Here is a 21,024-nt window from a genome sequence, read left to right as displayed (position 1 = left end):
GGTAGCGCTAGACCGTCACGGCTGCGTCGGCTATGACCGATTCAATATGTTCGGCCTCGACTGGGATCTCTCGCATCAGATCGACTGGACCATCGGCGGTGATCAGGACATCGTTCTCCAGTCGGACGGCGAAACCTTCCTCCGGCAAATAGATGCCGGGCTCAACCGTAATCACCCAGCCGTCCGCAAATGGGGCGTCTTCCGGCGCGACGTCATGGACGTCGAGACCCAGCGGATGTCCCAGACCGTGCATGAAGTACTTCCTGCACGCGGGCTCGTCGCGGGTATGTTTTGCGACATCTTCCTTGGTCAGCAGACCTAGCGAAAGGAGCTCTTCGTTCATCATCAGCTGCGACTCGTGATTCCAATCGCGATAATGCTTGCCGACGACGGCGCCTTCGATCGACGCGTTCATGACCCGCAGCACAGCGTCGTAGACCTCGCGTTGCCTCGGCGTAAAGCGGCCATTAACCGGAATTGTGCGGGTCATGTCGGCATTGTAGTTGGCGTAATTGGAGCCAACATCGAGAAGCAACAACTCGCCATCGCGGCAGATCTGATCGTTGTCGGTGTAGTGCAGACCGCAGGCGTTGTCGCCGGCGGCGATGATCGGCGTGTACGCGAAAGCGCCGCGCTGCCGGATGAACTCGTGGGCAAGTTCCGCTTCAACTTCAAACTCGCTGACGCCTGGCTTGACGAATTCCAGAACTCGATCAAATCCAGCCTGGGTGATGCGGATCGCCTCTTGAATCAGCGTGAGCTCGGGCTTAGATTTGACCGTTCGCAGCTGATGTAACAGCGGGGCGAGTCGCCGAAACGATTGCAGCGGAAAATCTTCCCGACATTGCTTAACGAAGCGACTATCGCGCGTTTCGACCGTCGTATTGGCGAAGCGATGTTCATTTTGATTGAGATAGGCCTGGTCGGCGCTCAGCATGCAATCGCGCAGCGCCCGCGGAAATTCACTCAGCCAACGGACGTTCTGAATGCCCGATTTGGCGACGGCGGCTTCCTGGGTCAACTTCTTCCCTTCCCAGATCTGCAGTCGCTCGGTCGGTTCACGGAGGAAAAGGACTTCACGGTGTTTGGGCTCGTACGCGTCGGGGTAAAGCAGCAGGATCGATTCTTCTTGTTCAATGCCGGACAGATAAAAGAGGTCCGCGTTAGGAAAGATCTTGAGACTACCGTCGGCGTTGGTCGGCAAGACGTCGTTGGCGTGGACGATCGCCAGCGAATTGGGGAGCAACTGTGCGGTGAGACGAGCGCGATTGGCAACGAAGAGCTCGGACGAGATCGGCTGATGACGCATAGAATTCGGTTCCTGTTGTCTGGATAGGCGATGGCCATTCTATGGCGACTCGCCCCGAACTTCTTGGACGCTCAGCTGCGTTGCGGTGACAATATGCGCACAATCAACCGCTTCCTAAGAGCCTGACTGGCGCTACGGCAGGGCCTGGCGAAACCTGCTGGGGGTCGTACCAGTTGCGTTGCGGAAGGTGCGCGTAAAGGCGCTATGGTCGTAGAATCCGCAGCGATGGGCGATGTCGGCGACCGACATGTCGGTCGACTGCAGCAGCTTGGTCGCCGCGGCGATCCGGATCTTGGTGATCATTTGTCCCGGCGTTAGATCAAAAATCCGCTTAGTAAGCCGAGAGAGTCGGCCGGGCGACAGTTTCGACCGTTTGGCGAACCAAGCCGGGTTTACCTCCGCCGAGAGCGTTTGTTCAAACTCGTCGATCGCCTGAGCGAATTCGACCGGGATTTCGGCCGGTTCGACCAGGGTCCGCATATCGCGGGAGAAGCCGATCAGACCGATGATTTGTCCTTGAGAGTCGCGGATCGGCAACTTGGTGGTCAGACACCAGGTCGCGTGTTGCGGTCGATGCCATTGCATCTCTAGCTGGTCTATCAGCGGACGGCCGGTTCTCAGCACGAGGTCATCTTGGCGAGAGGGAACGGCGCCAAAGTCACCGGCGCAAATCTCTGACGATCGCTTGCCCAGAACGTCCCCTTTCTTTTTCCAGCCATGCCGAGTTACCAGCGAATCATTGACGGCCAGATAGCGTCCTTGAGCGTCTTTGACAAAGAAGGCGGTATCGTTCGCCTGATCGAAAAGTTGCGATAGCAATTCGATGTCGACGCTCATATTTTCGCCGCCAGCGGTCGAATTTGGCATGCCTGTGCGCGTATTCACGTTAACTCACTTTGAATCGCCAAGAGGTCCAAGAGCCTAGTCGTTAGGCTAATCTCTGTTCACGAAATCGGGAATCTCGCTTGGACTTTCCGACTTCCGCCATTTCGTTTCCAACATCACCTTGCGCCGCAACAAGAAATACCTCCTATGCAGATCGCTCGAATCTTCGCTCATCAAGTTGATCTTCCTCTGGTCGAATCGTCGTATCAATGGGCTTCAGGAAAATCAGTTTCGGTTTTCGACAGCACAATTGTCGGCGTTGAGACCAAGTGCGGCCTGGTCGGCTATGGCGAGGTCTGCCCGTTGGGTCCAGTTTATCTGCCCGCCTATGCCGCCGGCGTACGGACCGGTCTGCGAGAACTCGCCCCCTCGCTGATCGGACAAGATCCGCGCCAATTGGCGAAGATCAATGACCGGATGGATGTCGTGCTAAAAGGGCACCCGTACGTGAAGTCGGGTATCGACATCGCGTGCTGGGATCTACTGGGTAAGTCAACGAATATGCCGGTTTGCGAACTACTCGGAGGAAGGTTTGGCGAAAGCGTTCGTTTGTATCGGGCGATTTCTCAGTTGCCGCCCGATCAAATGGCGGCCAACGTCGCCAAGTATCGCGAAGAAGGTTATACGCGGTTTCAACTGAAGGTCGGCGGCGACCCCGATCTCGACATCGAGCGGATCCGGGCAGCTCGCGAAGTTCTGCCGGCCACAGATCGCCTGGTCGCTGACGCGAACACCGGTTGGACCCAACACGAGGCGATTCGCGTCGCCCGGGCTGTGCGTGATCTGGACGTTTACATCGAACAGCCATGTGCAACGTACGAAGAGTGCCTGACGGTGCGTCGTCAGATCGATCAACCTTTCATCTTGGACGAAAACATCGACAGCCTGCACGCCCTGTTGCGGGCGAAAGCGGACGGCGCGATGGATGTCGTCAATTTGAAGATCAGCAAACTGGGCGGACTTACTCGTACCAGACAACTGCGTGATCTGTGCGTTGCGTGCGGAATCGCGATGACGCTGGAAGATAGCTGGGGAGGCGATATCGCCACTGCGGCGATCGCTCACTTGGCGCATAGCACCCCGGAAGCGAACCGTTTCACGTCGACCGATTTCAACAGCTACGTGACCGTGAGCACCGCTGTCGGAGCACCGACGAGAGAGCAGGGGAGGATGAGCGCATCTCACGAACCGGGACTAGGAATCGAAGTTCGACCGGAAATGCTCAAATCGCCAGCGCTCGACATCTTCGGCGCCTAGGCGCCGGCGTTCGCGACGCTACGGGACCGTGGGACATATTTGTTTTGGGAAGAGGGAGTCCCACGGTCCTATTTTTTTCGCACTCGCGGCGTTTGAGCGACCAACCACGCCGATTGCGGATGTCATGCCGTCGTCTGTCCATTGGAGGGGCGAAACCTTCTGTCGTGGGGCTTCCCCCCGCATTTCGCCTTCTGCGATTCCCAATAATCTCAACCGCGTGGGCGGCGTCTTTCGCCGGTTTTTCCCTTCAAGGGAAGAGAAGCGAGCTTGAGCGGCAGCGAGGGGCGCCCAGCACGGCGCAAGTTGCAAATTCGGAAACTCGCGAATTTCGTTGAAAGGATTTCCCAGGTTCTTGATGATTTATGGGCGTAACAGGCGAGCTGCAGATGATGCCCTATCAAGGACCTCTCTTCATGAACCTAGACGACAGTCAGATCTCGGACGAAGATTTCATCCGCCTTTTGACCACCTATCACGGACGAATTCTTCATTACGTCTGTTCTTCGATTTCGAATCCTTCCCATGCGGAAGATGTGATGCAGGAGGTTTCTCTCGCGATGTGGGAGAAGCGGCGTCAATACAATCCCGATCTAAACTTCTTCGCCTGGATGCGGGCCTTCGCTCGGCTCGAGGTCTTTTCGTACTACCGCCAGCAGGCGAAGAAGCCGCGCCAGCTTTCCGAAATCGCATTGAACCGCGTATGGGAAAACGTTGACGCCCGCCAGCATCTTGTCGACGACCGCCTGACGGCGCTGCAGACTTGTTTCAGCCGGCTTTCTTCCGAGCATCAAGAGCTTGTCAGTCAGTTTTATGACGAGACCTTCGAGGTGGTGGCTACCGCTTCGCAGCTGAACATCCAGCCCAGCACCGTCTACGTCCGCATTCACCGCATCCGCAAAATTTTGTTGAGCTGCGTGCAGCGTCAACTCTCTTCCTTAAAGGTGCTCGCATGACGAGTTTCGCGTCTGAGGACTACGCCCACATCCCCGAGCACATCACCAACCTGGTTGGCCGCTGCGTTTCGGGCGTCGCCAGCGATTTGGAGTGGCAAGAGCTCAACTTGTTGCTCGAAACTGACGACGACGTCTTGGACTTTTTCGTCTCGTACAACGAATTGCATGCAGGGCTGGCGATGATGTCGCCCAAGTTGGCCAGCAGCGGCCTGCGGACATTTACGACCGATCGACCGGGGGCGCATTCGCGACGACTGCGTTGGAAGTCGGTAATCGCCTGGGCCGGCTTGGCGATCTGTTTAGCTGGCGTATTGATCGCCTTCCGCATTGGTATGCCTGAATCGGGCGACGTCGCACGTTGTCTCTTTTCGACCGCCAGCGACCTGCGAATCAACGGCGCCCCCCAATTTCAGCGGGAGATCGACGCCGGAGAAACGCTTGAGTTCTCAGACGGCACGGTCGGTATCGCCTTGGAAGCGGGTATCGACCTGGTTGTCGACGGCCCAGCGAAGCTAGAACTGGTCAACCGAAATCGCGTTCGGTTGGTTCGCGGTCGTTTGCTCGCCGATTCGCAAGTCGACGCCGAGCTGGTCTATCTCGAAACGCCCAATTGCGTCGTATCGGAGCTGGGGGGGCGATTTGGCGTCAGTTCGTTCGGCGGTCGGCCCGACCAGATCGCGGTCTTTCGCGGCCAGATGAACATCTCACAGGGCGCTCACTCGCACGCTCTAAGAAAGGGGGAGGCGGTTCGAGTCGCGTCGGACGGCGAGATCTCGCGACTTTCCTCCGTTGTGGCCGGCATCTTTCCCAACGAAGCCGACGTCAATCGCACCACTTTTGACAAACGAGTCATCGAGTCGATCGGCGACAACGTCCAAGACGAATCGGTCTACGCGTTCTATCACGTCGCTCCGAACGGCTTTGACGAAGATATGCCTGCTTACGCCGACCGCGATCACCAGTGGAACAGCATCGGCCCCGGCGGCATGCCGGAGTTCTTGCGCGGCGCCGAGTACATCATGACGCTCAATGACGACATCTATCACAAGCTGACTCGACATCTGCAAATCGACTTGAAGCTGCAGCGGCCGGCGATGGTTTACGTGCTGTATACGGAATGTATGTATGTGCCGGAGTGGCTGTCACGGGAATTTGTTGATACCGGGGTCCTGATCGGCCTTGACGAGGGAAACGGCTCGCGTCGTCCTCTAGGGATTGGCCCCAACTCGAGCGTCGACAGCAATTTCAAAGTCTGGGCTCGCAAGGTTGAACAACCGGGGGTTGTGATTTTGGGCGGCGTCGATCGTCGCACCTACGAACTGCCCACGCCAAAGTATGGCGGCCACAACGGCGGCAACATGTATGGCATCGTCGTAACGCCGCTCGAGAACTAATCGCCCAGCTCGGAAAACGCGTCCCATCCGCCTCCGGCAGGGCGTTTCGTTGATCCCTCCTGATTCCTAACAAAGGCTCTGGCGAATTCCCAGAGCCATCGTTGCCCCCGCATGTCGAAGCGATCGGATTCGTGCTGACAGGCGCCGGCCAGCCAATCGTCGTCTGTGCGGTCGACTGGACCGGCTTGCTCAACCAAGCTCACGTCGAGTGGCGCACCGCCATCGCCAAGGCCGCCAGGACGACGCCTGACCGCGTGGCGGTCCAATGCGTTCATCAGCATGACGCCCCGTTCATTTGTCTCGACGCGCAGTCGATCGTCAGCCAGCAGGCAGGTCTGGCGCACCTGGTTCAGCTCGATTTCTTTGAGCAATGCCTTCAAAACGCACAAGATGCCGTCAACGCCGCAATGCAAGACCTACAGCCGGTCACGCATATCGCCACCGGCCAGGCGAAGGTGGAAAAGGTTGCCAGCAATCGCCGCATCGTCAACGCCGAAGGAAAGCTAGTTGATTGGCGAGGGAGTTCCAGCCGAACGCCGCTGATGGCGATGGCGGCCCGTGGTACATTCCCAATGCCGAGGCCTATCCGCAAGGAGGATACGAGGTAAGCGTCGCGTTCAGCGCGCCGGCGGTCGATCGAATTATATGACCTCAGGCTCGAAGAAGTTGGTCCGCATGCCTGGTGACGCCAACTCCTAGAGCGGTCCTATTTGGTCGATGCCCAGCGAACTCCATGTTGAATCAGCACCTTGGGACCGCCGGGCTCTTCCGGATGCGGACTGAAGCAAATAACGCGACCTTCGCCATACTTGCTGCGAATGATCGCGTGCGTGCCAACCATCGCGTGTTGCGGCGCCCCCTTTTCGGCAATCTCGGTTTTGTAAGTTCCCAACACTTCGTAACCTGGCAGGGTCGAATCGCCACCAGGTACCAGTAATGGACCTTGCCCGTAGAAAACGTCGACTTCGGGGCCAACGCAGCCAAGCAGCTGACAGCCGGCCGCCGAGAGAGAAAGTTTCACGTCCCCCTGACCGCGCGCCCAATGAACCCGATCCCAAACACGCGCGTTGATGATTCCAAGGGACCACGAGTAGTGGGAAGAGGCCAGATAAGAGCCAGCGCAGACGCCGACATAACCCCCGCCTTTTCGCACGAACTCACGCACCTTGTCTCTGCCGACGTCTCCCAACTTTTCCGACTGCTTGCTTCCGGAACCGCCGGGCATGACCAAGACGTCAAAGTCATCGAGACCATTCGCCCTGATCTCCGCGGGAGTGATCTTCGAGCAGGAAAACCCGCTCTCTAGATCCAGCACGCGGCTGAGATTCTTCCTGCCGTTGGATATGTCGTTCGAATGGTCATAGATCGCAACCGTAACCAGGTTCGGCTGGCTCGGCGCCTCGCCACGTAGTTCGCTTTGAGCGACGCTCGTCCCCAAGACGCATAATAAGATCGAAAACCCGCTCGGCTTGTGAAGCGTTGTAGCAAGGAGGTTGCGTTTCATGGAAATCCGTCCTGGAAAAAAACTAGTCAACAAGGATCGCGCGCAATAGCAGGTGAAACGAAGCGTGCGTCCAACCACGATAGTAGGGTCGAAATCCAAACAGATGGATGGTCCCCTTTTCACGCTCTACTTTCGCCCAGGCGATGTGCCCCTGAATGGCCTCCGGCTGGGTTATCGCGCCCGACAGCAAGAGAGCGCGAGGAGCGTAATGCATGAACGATTCGACCTGACAATCGGCGTCCGTCCGGTCTCCTTTTTCTTTGTCGGTCGGCGACCGCCAGGCCTTCGAATGGGAGAACATCAGCGGAACCGCCTGGGGCATGTCGTCGGTCAGTTCCTGGTCTGCCAGGATTCCCCGAACGACGCTGCCGCTACAGGAGAACTTGGAATTTTTCGCCTCGGACGTAACGTCGATCAGAGGAAGACGAAACAGGTCAATCACCCATGGGCAAGCGCTTTCCATGACGATCAGCTTTCCCCCACCGTCGACAAATTCCTCGATGGCGACCATTCCTTCGGCGCCCAATCCGCCGCTCAAGGAAGATTCAATCGAGTACTCGCGACGCCCCGCTTTCAGCGTCGACGTTCGAACGTCAGGAATCAGCAGCACGTCAAAGTCATCGCGCAAGCTTCCCGCCTTCACCATCGAGTTGCGGACCCGCTGATAGGGAATCCCCAGATACTCGAGCGTCCAGCGCAACCAGCCCTCATCGATACTCGCCGACCAGGGTGCGTAGACGCCGACGCGCGGAAGCGCGCCGATCTCTTTCGCGGCCGCAGCGATCGCCGGGGAAGGGCCGCCGTCTTTGGCGACCTCCAGATTGCGATCATCGGCCAAATAGCGGGTCAATTCGATCCAGTTTCGCGTATCCCGCAGCGGCGAATCGCTGGGGCCTGCGAAACCTGCCGGCAACGACTCTTTTTGAAAGAGCGTAAACTCTCCCGACAGATCATGGACAACCTCCACAACGCGGACGCCAAATAGCGTCGGCAACGACCAACCCGAGACGTCATAGGCGCTTTCGTTCTTCGGGAATTTCTTCCACTCAAAGAGATCGTTCACCAATCGCGAATGGGGTTGATCGCAGCGGATTACGAGTGTGCCCGGTGCATATTGGCGACCATCCGCGGAAATGATCGTCTTGCTCTGGTGGATCTCGACCCCCGAACTCTTTAAGACCTGGGTAAGTCGTTCGACAGCGCCCAGGTCCTCGTTGTCGACGGTAACCAGCCACGCGATGCGGGCCGATTGATCGTCCAGGGTCGCAGCCCGCTTTGCCGCGGCGACCTTCTGCCGTAGCCAGAGTTTCGGCTCGCGACAGATCGAACCGCACAATGACTTGGCGAACTCAAGTTCATACCGAATGATGTCGGCCTGGCGCCACCAGCCGCCTGGCCAGGGAGCGATAAATTGGTTGGAGGGCCGATAGTCTCCACGCCCCAGGGGATCTTGCAACTGCGACGCTTTTAGAAAGACAGGCGACGCGTAGTTGACCGACGCCGCTTCGGTCAGAATGCCGACGATGTTCAGCCGGGCCGGTACCGAACGGTTTCCACCATTCCACCAATTGTCATAATTCACGCCGGTGGCGATTCCGGTGCAACCCTCGGTCGTCATATCGAGAACGGCCCGCGATCCGATCGCGTTCACGGCGGCGACCATCAAGGGATCAATGTTGACGTTCAACGGATCACAATAGGGCGGCACGAAGAACCGAACCCCTGTTTTGCCGTGCTGATGAACGTCCCAGAGGATTTGCGGATTCCACTGTTCGTACATCAGTTTCGAGAGGAGCTGCGATTCGACCTGCGTCAAAGCGAAAAAATCGCGGTTGTTGTCGTGCCCCACGTAGCGCTGGTACAGCTCCGGCAGAGACGCGTCTTCGTACGGCTTGCCCAAGTTCTTGGCGTACCATTGGGCGACATGATCCAAGCCGTCCGGATTAAGCGAAGGCAGGATAACGGTGACCGCCTCTTGTCGCATCGACCGCCAAGGCTCCTCCTCGGACGTGGCGAGCGTCCAAGAGAGTTGCATCGCCATCTCGGTTGCGGCTGGCTCGTCCGAATGCATGGTCGGCGTGATGACGAGCACCACCTTGCCCTGCGCAATCGCCTCTTCAATCTGCTCTGGCGTTTTGCCACGTGGATCGGCGATGGTGCGCGAGTACTCCTGAATCGTCGCGAGGTTCTCCAAATTGTCGGTCGACGAAATAACGACTGCCGAGAAGTCGCGGCCCTCGGTCGACTCGCCGACGCTCGACCAGGCGACCGTCGACGTCTTTTCGGCGAGTTGTCGATAGTACGCTTCGACCGTCGACCAATCGACCAGGCAATAGTCGGCGCCCACGGAACGTTCTAAGAATTGCTCTGGGGAAGAAGCGCCCGACTCTGCCATGGGTGGGGCGGCATGCGCCAGGCCGGTCGAAATCAGCACACCGAACCACAACAACGATCGAAAAACTTTCAGCATGCCGATAAATTCCTCTCTTAGTTCTTTCTTTACTGCGATCGTAGGATTCGCCTAACGATCTCCGCGACCCGCCCAGCGAACTCCAGCCGCCATTAGCGACTTGGGGCCCATCTTTTTTTCCGGATGAGGGCTATACGCCATCACGCGACCGTTTCCATACATCGTTCGAATGACGGCGTGCATGTCGGTCATGGCGCCGACCGGCGCTCCCTTCTTTGCAACCTCGGTTGCATAACTTGCCAGGATTTCGTACCCCGGCATATCGCGATTCTCTCCCGGTACCAGCATCGGGCCTTGACCATAGTATACTTCGACCTGGTCAGTCGAGGTTTGGAGAATGTTGCGACCAGAGTGGGTCAAATTGAGCTTGACCATTCCGGTACCGCGGGCCCAATGCTCTAGATCCCAAACTTTGGCGTTGACCAGTCCCAAAGACCATGGCTTGTAGGTCGTGCTAAGGTACGCCCCGGCGCAGATGCCGACGTAGCCCCCGCCATCGTGTACGTAGCGGCGAATCTTCTCTCGCCCCTCCTCACCAAGGTGTTCGGCTTGCCTGCCTGCCGATCCGCCAGGCATGATTAATACGTCAAATTCTGGCTTCAAATCGCCCGACTGGATATCTTCGGGCGTCAAGATCGTCGTCTCAAATCCGTTCTCCGGCGTCAGAAAGGTAACCAGATCGCGGGGTCCCGGCGCTTTGCCGTCCGAATGGTCATAGATGGCGACCTTCACGGTTGGCGACTTCGTCTCCGCGGGCGTTGGCGCTTCGCCGAAGGCGACATTGCCCACGACGGCCAAGACAATCGACGCCACGAGTGACTTCATGCCACGACGGTTGTTCATCAGAAGTTGGGTCATGGATTGGATCCTTTGTTGGGTGAGCGTCTTTAGCTGCCTGTTGAAAAATGCCCTCGTGGCACTTTCCAACCTCGCCAGGCTCAGAGCATAGCTCTTCGCGGCTCGCAAAATAACGACTTCCGTCGCTATTTTGGGATCGCATCCCTGCGATCCAGCAGCCCGTTGAGAAAATCAACGGAGTGTTAGGCGTTAGGCGGAAGCATTTCAATTGCCGACAGGGGCAGCGGAACGGGGTTGCGCGAAGTCAGGAAGCGGCGAACCAGGATTGGCCAACGCTATGGTCTTGGCGCGAAAAAAAGCTTTTTCCAGGACATCGTGCGCTTCCGACGCCGCTTGCTGATGAAGCATTGTGATCACCTCCTGATAGTCGGTCGTTTCGACGAGCGTATCGCGCTGCTGCAAGGTTTTCGCAATGATCGCCTCTTCGACGGGCCAGAGCTCGCTCCACAACCGCTGCAAAGCCTTGCTCCTCAGGACTTCCTGTTCCGGCAGATAGTTCCAGGTTCGCAGCGAGTTGGAGAGTTCGCCCACCGGTGCGCCGCGATCGCCGGCTAGGTGGTCGCTTACTTTCTCGGCCGCTACCCAGCATGGAACCGCAATCGTGAAGTTCGGTTCGCCCAGCATTGTCCACATGGTAGTCAAGCCAGGATCTTCTCCTGGTTTGACCCCATGAAAGACGCCTGCGGATACGGTAATCGCTCGACTGATCGTATCGGCGGTCGAGATTGTTGACGGCAACGACCGGGCCTTCGCGTTGATGCTGCCTGGAATCGGCTGAAGATCGGAGTCCATCAAATCGCGTGTGCAATGCCGAATGACGTATTCGACGCTGATCGGCGCGTCGTGTTTGCGGTCCAATAGTGTACATGCGCGGAGATAGCGCCCTCGCGAGTACGTTCCTTGCAATTGCTCCGCGGTTGGTTCGGCAGGAAAGTCGTGAACGGCCGTGGAGAAATTCGCCCGGACCAAAATGCCGTCAGGAGCAACTTCTGGATCGTTCGCGTCGAACATGACATACGACGCGGGCCCTGTCTCGAAAATTGCAGCTCCCCCTTGCGCATCGATGACGCCAAAATTGGCGACCGTACGCCGTCCGGTTTTATCGGTCTCGTCCAGCAGCTTTTTGAAGTCCTCGACCGTCTTGCACGTTTCCAGGGCCAACTTCATCAACCCGCCATTGCCGGGGCCCGACTTCTTTCCCTTCGTCGCCAGATCGCGAGCCAACGAGTTCTCGATGCAAAAACCGGCCTCGTTCACTCCCATCCATGCAGCGGACGTTGAGCCCGCATTGACGACCGCGATCGCTTTCAAGTCTCCGTCGGTTAGGCGAGCGACTTCATTTCGCCGCGCCGTTCGCGTGTCGCGGTTTTTCCAAAGTATCGGCCGACCATCCACCGTCGCGCGGCCGCTGATGACCGCCGTCGTACATGCCGAGGCAGCCTGCACCATCGCCAATGGCGAAAAACTAGTGGCAACCATCGCGATCGCCAGACGGATTCGAGTTTTCATGAAAGGCCTTTTTCGTAAATGGAGTAGCTTCGACGACGTCGGACGAACGGACTTATGCGTTGACGAGCTTCATCAGCTCTTGCGTATAGCGTGTGCCTGCAAATGCGCCCTCCGGCGCGACTTCCTCGATCTGCGCCATTTCTTCCGCAGTAAGCGTGAACTCCAAAGCCCGCAGGTTCTCTTGCAAGTACTTCACCTTTTTGGTGCCAAACAGAGGAACCATTAACGGCTCTTTGGTCATCACCCAGGCCAACGCAAACTGGGCCGGCGTCATGCCGCGCCCACTGGCGATTTCGCGAAGTCGGTCCAGCACTTCCAGATTCTTCTGGAAGTTCTCTCCCTGAAAACGGGGAGAGTGGCGGCGATAGTCATCTTCCGCCAGGTCCTCAAATTTCGTCACTTGGCCCGTAAGAAAACCGCGGCCCAGCGGACTGCACGAGACGAACAGAATACCGTTGGCTCGGCAGTAGTCGATCACGCCGGCATCTTCGGCGTCGCGGCTCCAAATCGAGTATTCCGTCTGGAGCGAGGCGATCGGATGGACCGCTTGCGACCGTTTGATCGTCTCCAGCGACGCTTCCGAAAGGCCAAGGAATCGCACCTTCCCCTCGGCGACTAGTTCTTTCATGGCGCCTACAGTCTCTTCCACCGGCACGTTCGGGTCGATTCGATGCTGGTAGTAGAGATCAATCGTTTCAATCCCCAACCGCTGAAGCGAACCTTCACACGACCACTTCACATAGTCGGGGCGTCCGCAAGTGCCGCGCTTCTGCGGATCGTCCGGATCGCGGACGATGCCAAACTTGGTGGCGACGAAGGCGTCTTCGCGACGAGAACTGATCGCATCCCCCACCAGAACTTCATTTGTGTGGGGACCATACATGTCCGAGGTATCCAGAAAATTGACGCCAGCGTCCAAGGCGGCGTGGATCGTCGCGATCGACTCTTTGTCGTTGCGGACGCCATAAAGATCGGTCATTCCCATGCAGCCAAGCGCCAATGCGGAAACCGGAACGCGCTCTTCGCCAATATGCTGAAATTTCATTGTTTCTCCATCTACGAGTAAGAACGGCGGAATGCTGCAGGCTAAAGTCTTGAGACGACCGAACGAACGATATCGACCATTTGCGCGACGTCCGACGCTTCCGCGACAAACGGCGGCGCCAGAATGATTGTGTCATTGGTGACGCGGACCATCAGCCCCGCCTCGAACAAGGCTTTGAGCGCGGCGAATCCTCGCCGTCCAAATTGTCCGTCAATGGCCAGATCGATCCCGGCCAGCAAGCCATAGGCGCGAATGTCGGTAACTAACGGAAGGGACGCGAGCTCGGCAACCGCGTCTTGAAATGGCGCGACCAGTGCGGCGGCGCGATCATAGAGCCCGTCTTTCTCAAAGATGTTTAACGTGGCGAGGGCGGCGGCGGCGACGACTGGATGCCCCGAATAGGTATACCCATGAAAGAACTCGATCGTTCCTTCTGGCGCGGCGCTGGTGATGGTATCGTAGATCGACGTGGAAGCGGCGACAGCGCCCATCGGCATCGAACCGTTGGTCAGCGCCTTGGCCATCGTCATAACATCGGGCCGGACGTCGAAAGCGTCTGCAGCGAACGGACAGCCGGTTCGCCCGAAGCCGGTAATAACTTCATCAAAGATCAGCAAGATGCCGTGCTGGTCGGCGATCTCTCTCAGCCGTTGCAAATATCCCTGCGGCGGAACCAGGATTCCCACCGATCCCACGATCGGCTCGACGATGACCGCAGCGATTGACTCCGCGCCATAGAGCTGGACGGCGCGCAGCAAGTCGTCGGCCAGATCGGCGCCTTCTTCCGCCTGCCCTTGGGTAAATGATCGCTGGACCGTCTGGGTATGACGCATATGAACGACGCCCGGCAAGAGCGTTCCGTAGCCTTGGCGATTCTTGACCATGCCGCCAACCGAAAGTCCTCCGAAATTGACGCCATGGTAGGCGAGTTCGCGAGAGACGATTCGCTGTCTTGAAGGCTCGCCCTTGGCGCGATGATAGGCCAACGCCATCTTGAGCGCCGTCTCCACCGACTCGGAACCGGAGTTGGCGAAGAAGATGCGGTCCAGACCGGCAGGCGTCAACGAGGCGATCTTGCGACTCAGTTCAAACCCACCCGGGTGCGAGAACTGAAATGGCGTTGTATAGTCCAGCTTCTGCAACTGCTCGCTGACCGCCGTGGCGATCTCGGGGCGACAATGACCGGCCGGAACGCAAAAGAGACCGGACGATCCATCTAAAATTGGCCGCCCCGAAGGTTCGAACAGGTGGATCCCCGCAGCGGAAGTAATCAGCCTCGGCGACTCCTTGAACGCCCGATTGGCCGTAAACGGCATCCAGTAGTTTTCCAAATCTGCGCCTGGCGACACGATTGATCCCCTTCAAAATGCTTCCGGTCCCTTCGTCGGACCCCCAATCGGTTTTGTTCCCGTCGACGATTCAGGTTAGTTTCCGCGGGGCGGGGTCTTTTGAACCAGATTGACAGTTTTAAGCCTATCGGCGACACGAGCGAAAAAGGCATCTTGCGGGCCCCTGAGGCAAGAGCCTCCGCCAGTCGAGAAATTTCGCCAGCGGGCGACCTTCGAACGATCGCTGTGCGGCGGAAAGCGGCGGCTTAGCAGTCCGTTGATTTTTTCAACGGACTGCGAGATCGCAGGCATGCGACCCCAAAATAGCGACGTAAGTCGTTATTTTGCGAGCCGCGAAGAGCTACGCTCTGAGCCTGGCGAGGTTGAAAAACGTAAGAAAATTGGCCAATCCAGCCTTCCCCCCAGAAGACGAGACGGTCAAATACCCGTCTCTATGGGGCAAGCAAACGTGGATCGCATCCGTTACTATGGTGCCATCCATCATGCCTTTGGCCAATAGGAGTGATCTAATTTTCCCCCTCGGTTCCTCTTTGCATTCGCCCCGTGCAGAGGAACTTGTGACAGCCAACCAGGTAGAACGATTGCTATTTCTTCGAGCCAGATCGTATCGTGGGTCACGGGTGCGTTCACCGGAAGCCGTCGTCCCAGCTCCAAGCGAGCCGAATTGCGAAACCGTCTGGACGACGACAATCGCGCCGACAACAACGGCGTAACGATCACCGGTTGCAGCAAGTCCTATCTTGTTGACCAACGAGAAGTGCCGGTTCTTCGCGACGTCACATTAAACATTGAGCCGGGAGAGTTCTTTTGTTTCGTCGGCGGTAGCGGCTGCGGGAAGAGCACGCTCTTAAAAATGATCGTTGGGCTAGAGCAGCCAACGACCGGAACGATCACTATGGGAGATCGCCAGATCTCAGGGCCCGGGCTCGATCGCGGGATGGTCTTCCAGGATCATCGCCTGTTACCCTGGCTGACCGTCCGTCAGAACATCGATTTCGGATTGCGTGAAGGGGTCGCCACGAACCGCGAGCAGAACATTGACGAGCATATTCAACTCGTCGGCCTTTGTGGGTTTGAAAACGCCTATCCCCGACAACTTTCCGGCGGCATGGCGCAGCGCGTCGGACTGGCCCGTGCATTGGTCAATCGTCCTCAGGTGCTGCTGCTGGACGAACCGCTTGGCGCTTTAGATGCGTTGACGCGGCAGCAGATGCAACACGAGATTCTGCGCATCTGGAAAGCCGAAAAAACCACGATGGTCTTGGTGACGCATGACATAGACGAAGCGATTTTTCTGGCGGACCGGATCGCTGTCATCGGCAATCGCCCTGGTGAAGTACGCGAAGTGGTCTCAGTCGACTTGCCGCGTCCTCGCGACCGGGGCGATCGCCGCTTTGACGCCTTACGAAAACAGCTGTGGGATTCGATCTTTCATCCGACCTCGACTACCGAATCGGAGGAACCGCCGAAGTCCAACCCATCCAACGTCTCTCAATCCGACGAAACCTCCGCTCATCCCTGTGAGATCCACTGAAGGCCATGCGCGAATTGCCCAACATCCAAAGTCGAAGCTATCGCTCCGCCACGTTCGTAGCAGCCTTGCTCTTGGTTGCCATTGGCTGTTCGCCGGCCGCACGACCAGCGCCGGAAAACGGGGTGGTACGAGTGAGTCTCCAACCCGTTCCCGCGTATGCGCCGCTGTGGATCGCGAAACGAAAAGGCTGGCTGGAAGCCACGCTGAAGGAGGCCAAATTGGGTGACGTCGAGTGGTCGACTTTACGCGATGGGCCGCTGCAGAACGAAGCGCTCGCCGCCGGGCTGATCGACGTGGCGCTAACGGCCGATACGCCGGCCATTATCGGGCGATCGGCCGGGTTGGACGTTAAAATCGTTTCCTTGGCGGCGGTCAGCCCCGAGAGCCTGGCGATCTTGCTGCCAGCCGACTCTCCGATTCGCTCAGTCTCTGACCTGGAATCGAAAAAGGTGGCGGCGACCAAGGGTTCGTTTTGCCACCATCTGTTGGCGCTCGCCTTGCAGCGAGAAGGACTTTCCCTCAGTAGCGTCCGCTTCATCAACATGTCAGGCCCAGAAATCAACACGAGTCTGCAAACTGGGCAGATCGATGCCGGCGCAACGTGGGAGCCCTACATCTCGCAGGTCGTTTCCAATGGTTCGGCCAAGATCTTGCTCGACGGCGCCAACCTGAAATCGGGCAACGAGGTGATCCTCGTCACGAGCGACTTGATTGAGCATTCGCCCGAAACGGTAACGAAGATCTTGGAAGTTTTTCGCCGCGGACGTGACTTCCTGCGTGAGCATCCGGAAGAGGCGGCGCAGCTGATTGCTGAGGACGTCAATCTCGAGCCCGAGCAATTGGTCGCGACGTTCCCCAAAATCGAATACATTCCGCCGCTCAGCGACGCGACGCTGGCCGAATTGGATGCGACGCAGAAATTTCTACTAGATCTGGGGGTGAATCGCCAATCCGTCGATATCAGCGAGTTTGTCGATCTGCAGTTCGACCGAGCGGCCTTCGTTAATAGCGAGTCTGGAACATGAAAAACCTTGCCTGGCGGATCTGGCTGCCGATTACCGTTATCGTGATATGGCAAGGGCTCTCGAGCGCCGGCGTTGTGACTCCCTTGTTGTTGCCCTCGCCATTGGCGGTCGCCGAAAGCGTCGTTAGCCTGGTGAAGAACGGCGAGATATTCCACCATGTCGCCGTCAGTCTGGTTCGCGTATTTGAGGGCTTTCTGTTGGCGGCGATCGTCGGTGTCGCGCTTGGCTCGGCCATTGGACTCTGGTCGACGTTCGATCGAACTTTCGACTGGTTGCTGCAAACGCTCAAGCCGATTCCGCCGATTGGCTGGTTTCCGTTGGCGGTCTTGTGGTTTGGGATAGGGGAAGTTTCGAAGGTCTTCATCATCTTTCTGGGAGCCTTTTTTCCCATACTGGTCAACGTCGTCGCTGGGATTCGGCAGACCGACAAGCAGTTCATCGAGTTGGCCCGCGTCTACGAAATTGGCTGGTGGAAGTTCTTTACGAAGGTGATTATGCCAGGCGCGCTGCCGTCAACCTTGACCGGGCTACGTATCGGTATTGGCTTTGCTTGGACGTGCGTCGTCGCGGCGGAACTGATTGCAGCCGAATCGGGCGTTGGATACCTGATTGTTGATGCCCGACAGACGTTCCACGCCGACGTGGTCATCGTCGGAATGTTGACGATCGGGCTTCTGGGAACTTTAATGGATCTGGCTTTGCGGCAGATCGAAGCGCGTCTCGTTCGCTGGAAACAGCCTTTTGAAGGGGCTACCGGCTGACATTCTTAACGCCGAGCTCGTCGCGGTAACCTCTCCCGGTATCACGTAGGGGAGCGATTTGTGCTCGGCTCTCGTAAATCTCAGGACGCCAGAACGGACTCGCCATTCACGCTCCGCAATCCGATCACGTTCTTGCTGCTTCCCGAATTCACTTCGATCGGATTTTTTTCGGTGGTCGAAGCGCTGCGGGTAGCGAATCGCTATGCTCCCCGCAAGTACGATTGGAACCTGACGTCGCTCGACGGCAAACCGACGAAAGACTGTAACGGCATCGAAGTCTGTGTCGCCGACAACTTCTTCGATCTGACCGAGCCTCCAGGAACGATCATGGTGATTGGGGGAACGACGCCCGATCGGTTTGGGACCAACGAATTGTTCTCGAAACTCCGCTGGCTATCGAGCCAAGGAAGCTTGCTCGGCGGCGTCGATACGGCTCAGCAGGTGTTGGCGCTTGGCGGCTTGCTCGACGGCTACCGGGTCACGGTTCACTGGGAAAACGCGTCTGCATTTCGCGAACGATTTCGAAAGTCGGAACTGACCCTCAACCTGTTTGAATTCGACCGGAATCGGGTGACTTGCGCTGGCGGAACCGCCGGCATCGACATGGTCTTGCATGCCGTCGAAGCGGAACATGGCCGGGATGTTGCGATTCGCGCCGCCGAGCATTTCATGCACGAGCGGATCCGGCGCGGCTCTGAGGGACAGCGTCTGAAGACGACCGACCGCTGGGACATTCACCACAACAAGCTGGTGAAGTCGATTGAAATGATGGAGGCCGAGATCGAAGAGCCGTTGAGCACCGCCGAACTCGCGGCCGCCGTCTCTCTCTCGTCGCGACAATTGTCGAGGCTCTTCAAAGAGCATCTGCAGATCAGTCCCGGCCAGTTCTATCTCGAACTGCGCCTCGATCGCGCCCACCAGATGATTTTGCACAGCGAGATGAGCGTGAATTCGATTGCGTTCGCCTGCGGCTTTCAATCGCAATCTCATTTTTCCCGCGTCTATCGAGAGAAGTTTGGCGTCTCTCCGAGTCAGACGCGCCGCCGAGAAGTCGAACGTCGCTATCCGGTCATGCGGGCGCCAAACTAGGCGACTCCCCGCTCGAGAATTCGGCGATTTTGTTCTGAAATGGCCGTTTTACGTCTCAATCAGGCATAAAAAGGTCTCCTTTGCACAAAAGGGGGAGAGCTCGCGCAAGTAACCTTGAATCTGTCGAATTCGGATCGAACTACGCGATCGACGCGTTTGGCGCTCCATCATTGCCGCCATAGATCTCAGGAGACGCCCCAATTTTCCTGGGAACCCATTTCGTCATCGAAAATCATAAGGGATCCGGAAGATGCGTTCATTGAAGTACTCTCGGGCGATGTCGTTCCGTCGGGCGTTTACCCTGGTCGAACTGCTTGTCGTCATCGCCATCATTGGCGTTCTTATCGCTTTGCTGCTACCCGCCGTGCAGCAAGCCCGCGAAGCGGCCCGTCGGTCGCAATGCCGCAACAACCTCAAGCAGATGGGCTTGGCGCTGCACAACTATCACGACGTTTATGGTTCGTTGCCGCCTGCAGCCGTGCGCGCTCCGTATACGACATCGGCCGGTTGGTTTGGCAAGCCTGGTTGGGGTTGGGGATCGCTGATCTTGCCGTTTGTCGAGCAAGACGCGATGCATGACGCGTTGGGCGTGACCCAAAACCGCCTGGAAAACTATGCGTCTATTCCCAATTTCGTCGAGCTGTCGCAGACCAAACTTCCGGTTTACCTCTGCCCGTCTTCCCCGGCGCCCGACATCAACGCGAGATTCAAGAAGAACGCCTTTGACGCGGCGGACGTTCCGGCCACCTCCAACTACAAGGGCGTCTTCGGCTCGTTCAACGAAGGAGCGACTTCCGGCGGGCCCAGCGATTGTCCCAGCGGTTGGTATCGCGGCTATTGTTTTCGTGCTGAAACGGGGCTATTCGGGGGCGGTAGTCATGTAAAATTTCGCGACATCACCGATGGCACTTCCAACACGTTGGCGATCGGAGAAGTCACCTACGGAGACTTGGGAGACGGCGTCGATCGAATGGCGGCCGTTTGGATCGGCATGTACAACGGCAGCGGGTATTCTGGCAATGACTCGGTCGTTCGCGTTCTCTCCGAATCGCTGGCCAACACCACCGCTCGGCGGATCAACGGCACGTTCCGCAACGCGTATAGTTCGCACCATCCTGGCGGCGCCCAGTTCCTATTCGGTGACGGATCGGTTCATTTCCTCGCCGAAACGACCGACGGAGCGACGACCGAGAATCTGGCGGATCGCGCGGATGGGAACGTCGTCGGAAGTTTCTAGCGTCTCCGCCGCACGTCATTCAAGCAAATGCCAATGCGACGTCGCATGACCTCGCATTCGTTTCCCTTCACGATCCACCGCATTGGAACAAGCGAGATGTATTTCAAACAGCAACGCAGCTCAAGCTGGCAGGTCCGCTCGACTCTGTTACTTTCCGCGCTCGTATTGGCCGTCGGCTGCAGTCGAGGGAGTGGCGAGAATCTCGGTTTCGTTTCCGGAACGGTGACCTTGGATGGTCAACCGCTGAGTCAGGTGATGGTCACCTTTAGCCCCGATGCCGGCGGACGCGAAAGCTACGGCGTCACCAACGCCGCGGGTCAGTATCAACTTCGCTATACCTCACAAGACAAAGGCGCCAAGCTTGGCCAACATCAGGTTCGCATTTCTCCTGTCGGAGTTGAACCGCGGGAGCCAATTGCGGTGGAAGCGACCTCGCCGGTACCGACTCAATATTACGGCGAAGACTTCCTCCTCTACGAAGTGAATCCTGGCGCCAATGAAATCGATCTGCAACTCACAAAAGCGCCGCTTACGACTTCCAGCTAGTTGGTTGGCCGCCGGCAATTGAGGAAGCCGAACGGTCGGTTTTCCGCGACGTTCTCGGCTGCGATGGGGTGATCGATGCGACTGGCGCATGGCGAAATCGGCAAGGGGCTGAACGACTACGACGCGATCTTTAGCGAACTTCGCCGCAGCGCCGACTTCCTGCAGCGGAAAATCGCCGAGCATTGGGGCTATGGCGGCGACGCATCACCGGCGGTCGATCGGTCTGGCGTAAAATCGCCGCTCCATCTCTCCACTCTGGGAGATTTCTTACAGAACGCCACCGGCGCGGCGCGGTAGGA

19 protein-coding genes are annotated in these 21,024 nt (G+C 57.8%); 11 read left to right on the top strand and 8 right to left on the bottom strand.

Going from position 1 to position 21,024, the window contains the following annotated elements; translation table 11 throughout:
• Nucleotides 1-7 precede the first annotated feature (7 nt).
• Nucleotides 8-1,309 (bottom strand): aminopeptidase P N-terminal domain-containing protein, encoded by a 1,302-nt coding sequence (locus tag Enr8_RS09090; RefSeq protein ID WP_146430670.1) that lies wholly within the window; start codon nt 1,307-1,309, stop codon nt 8-10.
• A 132-nt stretch (nt 1,310-1,441) separates the two neighbouring features.
• Nucleotides 1,442-2,194 (bottom strand): helix-turn-helix domain-containing protein, encoded by a 753-nt coding sequence (locus tag Enr8_RS09085; protein ID WP_246120014.1) that lies wholly within the window; start codon nt 2,192-2,194, stop codon nt 1,442-1,444.
• Nucleotides 2,195-2,341: 147 nt separating this feature from the next.
• Here Enr8_RS09085 and Enr8_RS09080 point away from each other — a divergent pair, with 147 nt between their 5' ends.
• From Enr8_RS09080 to Enr8_RS09065, 4 genes are all read left to right on the top strand, one after another.
• The gene (locus tag Enr8_RS09080) at nt 2,342-3,451 is read left to right on the top strand and encodes a cis-3-hydroxy-L-proline dehydratase (RefSeq protein ID WP_146430668.1); all 1,110 of its coding nucleotides are present in this window, start codon (nt 2,342-2,344) and stop codon (nt 3,449-3,451) included.
• A gap of 413 nt (nt 3,452-3,864) precedes the next feature.
• On the top strand, nt 3,865-4,404 hold the full coding sequence (locus Enr8_RS09075) for a sigma-70 family RNA polymerase sigma factor (RefSeq protein ID WP_186767532.1): 540 nt from the start codon (nt 3,865-3,867) through the stop codon (nt 4,402-4,404).
• The gene (locus tag Enr8_RS09070; RefSeq protein WP_146430664.1) at nt 4,401-5,798 is read left to right on the top strand and encodes a FecR domain-containing protein; all 1,398 of its coding nucleotides are present in this window, start codon (nt 4,401-4,403) and stop codon (nt 5,796-5,798) included. The genes Enr8_RS09075 and Enr8_RS09070 overlap by 4 nt, the downstream gene beginning before the upstream one ends.
• A 101-nt stretch (nt 5,799-5,899) precedes the next feature.
• Entirely contained in the window at nt 5,900-6,406 is a 507-nt protein-coding gene (locus Enr8_RS09065) for a hypothetical protein (RefSeq protein ID WP_146430662.1), read from the top strand.
• 98 nt (nt 6,407-6,504) lie between these two features.
• Here Enr8_RS09065 and Enr8_RS09060 read toward each other — a convergent pair whose 3' ends face one another.
• The 6 genes from Enr8_RS09060 to Enr8_RS09035 all read right to left on the bottom strand — a co-directional run bounded on the left by Enr8_RS09060 (nt 6,505) and on the right by Enr8_RS09035 (nt 14,533).
• Complete coding sequence (locus Enr8_RS09060) at nt 6,505-7,302, bottom strand: BPL-N domain-containing protein (protein WP_146430660.1); 798 nt, start codon at nt 7,300-7,302, stop codon at nt 6,505-6,507.
• 22 nt (nt 7,303-7,324) lie between these two features.
• Nucleotides 7,325-9,772, bottom strand: coding sequence for a M14 family metallopeptidase (locus tag Enr8_RS09055; protein WP_146430657.1), 2,448 nt, complete (start codon nt 9,770-9,772; stop codon nt 7,325-7,327).
• Between the two features lie 51 nt (nt 9,773-9,823).
• Nucleotides 9,824-10,630, bottom strand: coding sequence for a BPL-N domain-containing protein (locus Enr8_RS09050; protein WP_222434830.1), 807 nt, complete (start codon nt 10,628-10,630; stop codon nt 9,824-9,826).
• 204 nt (nt 10,631-10,834) lie between these two features.
• Nucleotides 10,835-12,139 carry a carcinine hydrolase/isopenicillin-N N-acyltransferase family protein gene (locus Enr8_RS09045; RefSeq protein WP_146430654.1) on the bottom strand — a complete coding sequence of 435 codons (1,305 nt, stop codon included), beginning with the start codon at nt 12,137-12,139 and terminating at the stop codon, nt 10,835-10,837.
• 52 nt (nt 12,140-12,191) lie between these two features.
• Nucleotides 12,192-13,184: an aldo/keto reductase gene (locus tag Enr8_RS09040; protein ID WP_146430652.1), complete on the bottom strand. Its 993-nt coding sequence runs from the start codon at nt 13,182-13,184 to the stop codon at nt 12,192-12,194.
• A 41-nt stretch (nt 13,185-13,225) separates the two neighbouring features.
• A complete protein-coding gene (locus tag Enr8_RS09035; RefSeq protein ID WP_222434829.1) occupies nt 13,226-14,533 on the bottom strand; it encodes an aminotransferase class III-fold pyridoxal phosphate-dependent enzyme in 1,308 nt (435 codons plus the stop codon).
• A gap of 664 nt (nt 14,534-15,197) precedes the next feature.
• Here Enr8_RS09035 and Enr8_RS09030 point away from each other — a divergent pair.
• The 7 genes from Enr8_RS09030 (at nt 15,198) to Enr8_RS26110 (ending at nt 21,022) form a co-directional block, all read left to right on the top strand.
• A complete protein-coding gene (locus Enr8_RS09030; protein WP_222434828.1) occupies nt 15,198-16,067 on the top strand; it encodes an ABC transporter ATP-binding protein in 870 nt (289 codons plus the stop codon).
• Between the two features lie 5 nt (nt 16,068-16,072).
• A complete protein-coding gene (locus tag Enr8_RS09025) occupies nt 16,073-17,092 on the top strand; it encodes an aliphatic sulfonate ABC transporter substrate-binding protein (RefSeq protein ID WP_146430649.1) in 1,020 nt (339 codons plus the stop codon).
• Nucleotides 17,089-17,853, top strand: coding sequence for an ABC transporter permease (locus tag Enr8_RS09020; RefSeq protein WP_146430647.1), 765 nt, complete (start codon nt 17,089-17,091; stop codon nt 17,851-17,853). The genes Enr8_RS09025 and Enr8_RS09020 overlap by 4 nt, the downstream gene beginning before the upstream one ends.
• A 60-nt stretch (nt 17,854-17,913) precedes the next feature.
• Nucleotides 17,914-18,942, top strand: coding sequence for a GlxA family transcriptional regulator (locus Enr8_RS09015; protein WP_146430645.1), 1,029 nt, complete (start codon nt 17,914-17,916; stop codon nt 18,940-18,942).
• A gap of 250 nt (nt 18,943-19,192) precedes the next feature.
• Entirely contained in the window at nt 19,193-20,179 is a 987-nt protein-coding gene (locus Enr8_RS09010) for a DUF1559 domain-containing protein (protein WP_146430643.1), read from the top strand.
• Between the two features lie 45 nt (nt 20,180-20,224).
• Complete coding sequence (locus Enr8_RS09005) at nt 20,225-20,725, top strand: carboxypeptidase-like regulatory domain-containing protein (protein WP_222434827.1); 501 nt, start codon at nt 20,225-20,227, stop codon at nt 20,723-20,725.
• 75 nt (nt 20,726-20,800) lie between these two features.
• Nucleotides 20,801-21,022, top strand: coding sequence for a hypothetical protein (locus tag Enr8_RS26110; RefSeq protein ID WP_246120013.1), 222 nt, complete (start codon nt 20,801-20,803; stop codon nt 21,020-21,022).
• Nucleotides 21,023-21,024 lie beyond the last annotated feature (2 nt).

Source organism: Blastopirellula retiformator, from assembly GCF_007859755.1.
Classification (GTDB): domain Bacteria; phylum Planctomycetota; class Planctomycetia; order Pirellulales; family Pirellulaceae; genus Blastopirellula; species Blastopirellula retiformator.
This window is presented reverse-complemented; position numbering and strand designations above follow the sequence as displayed.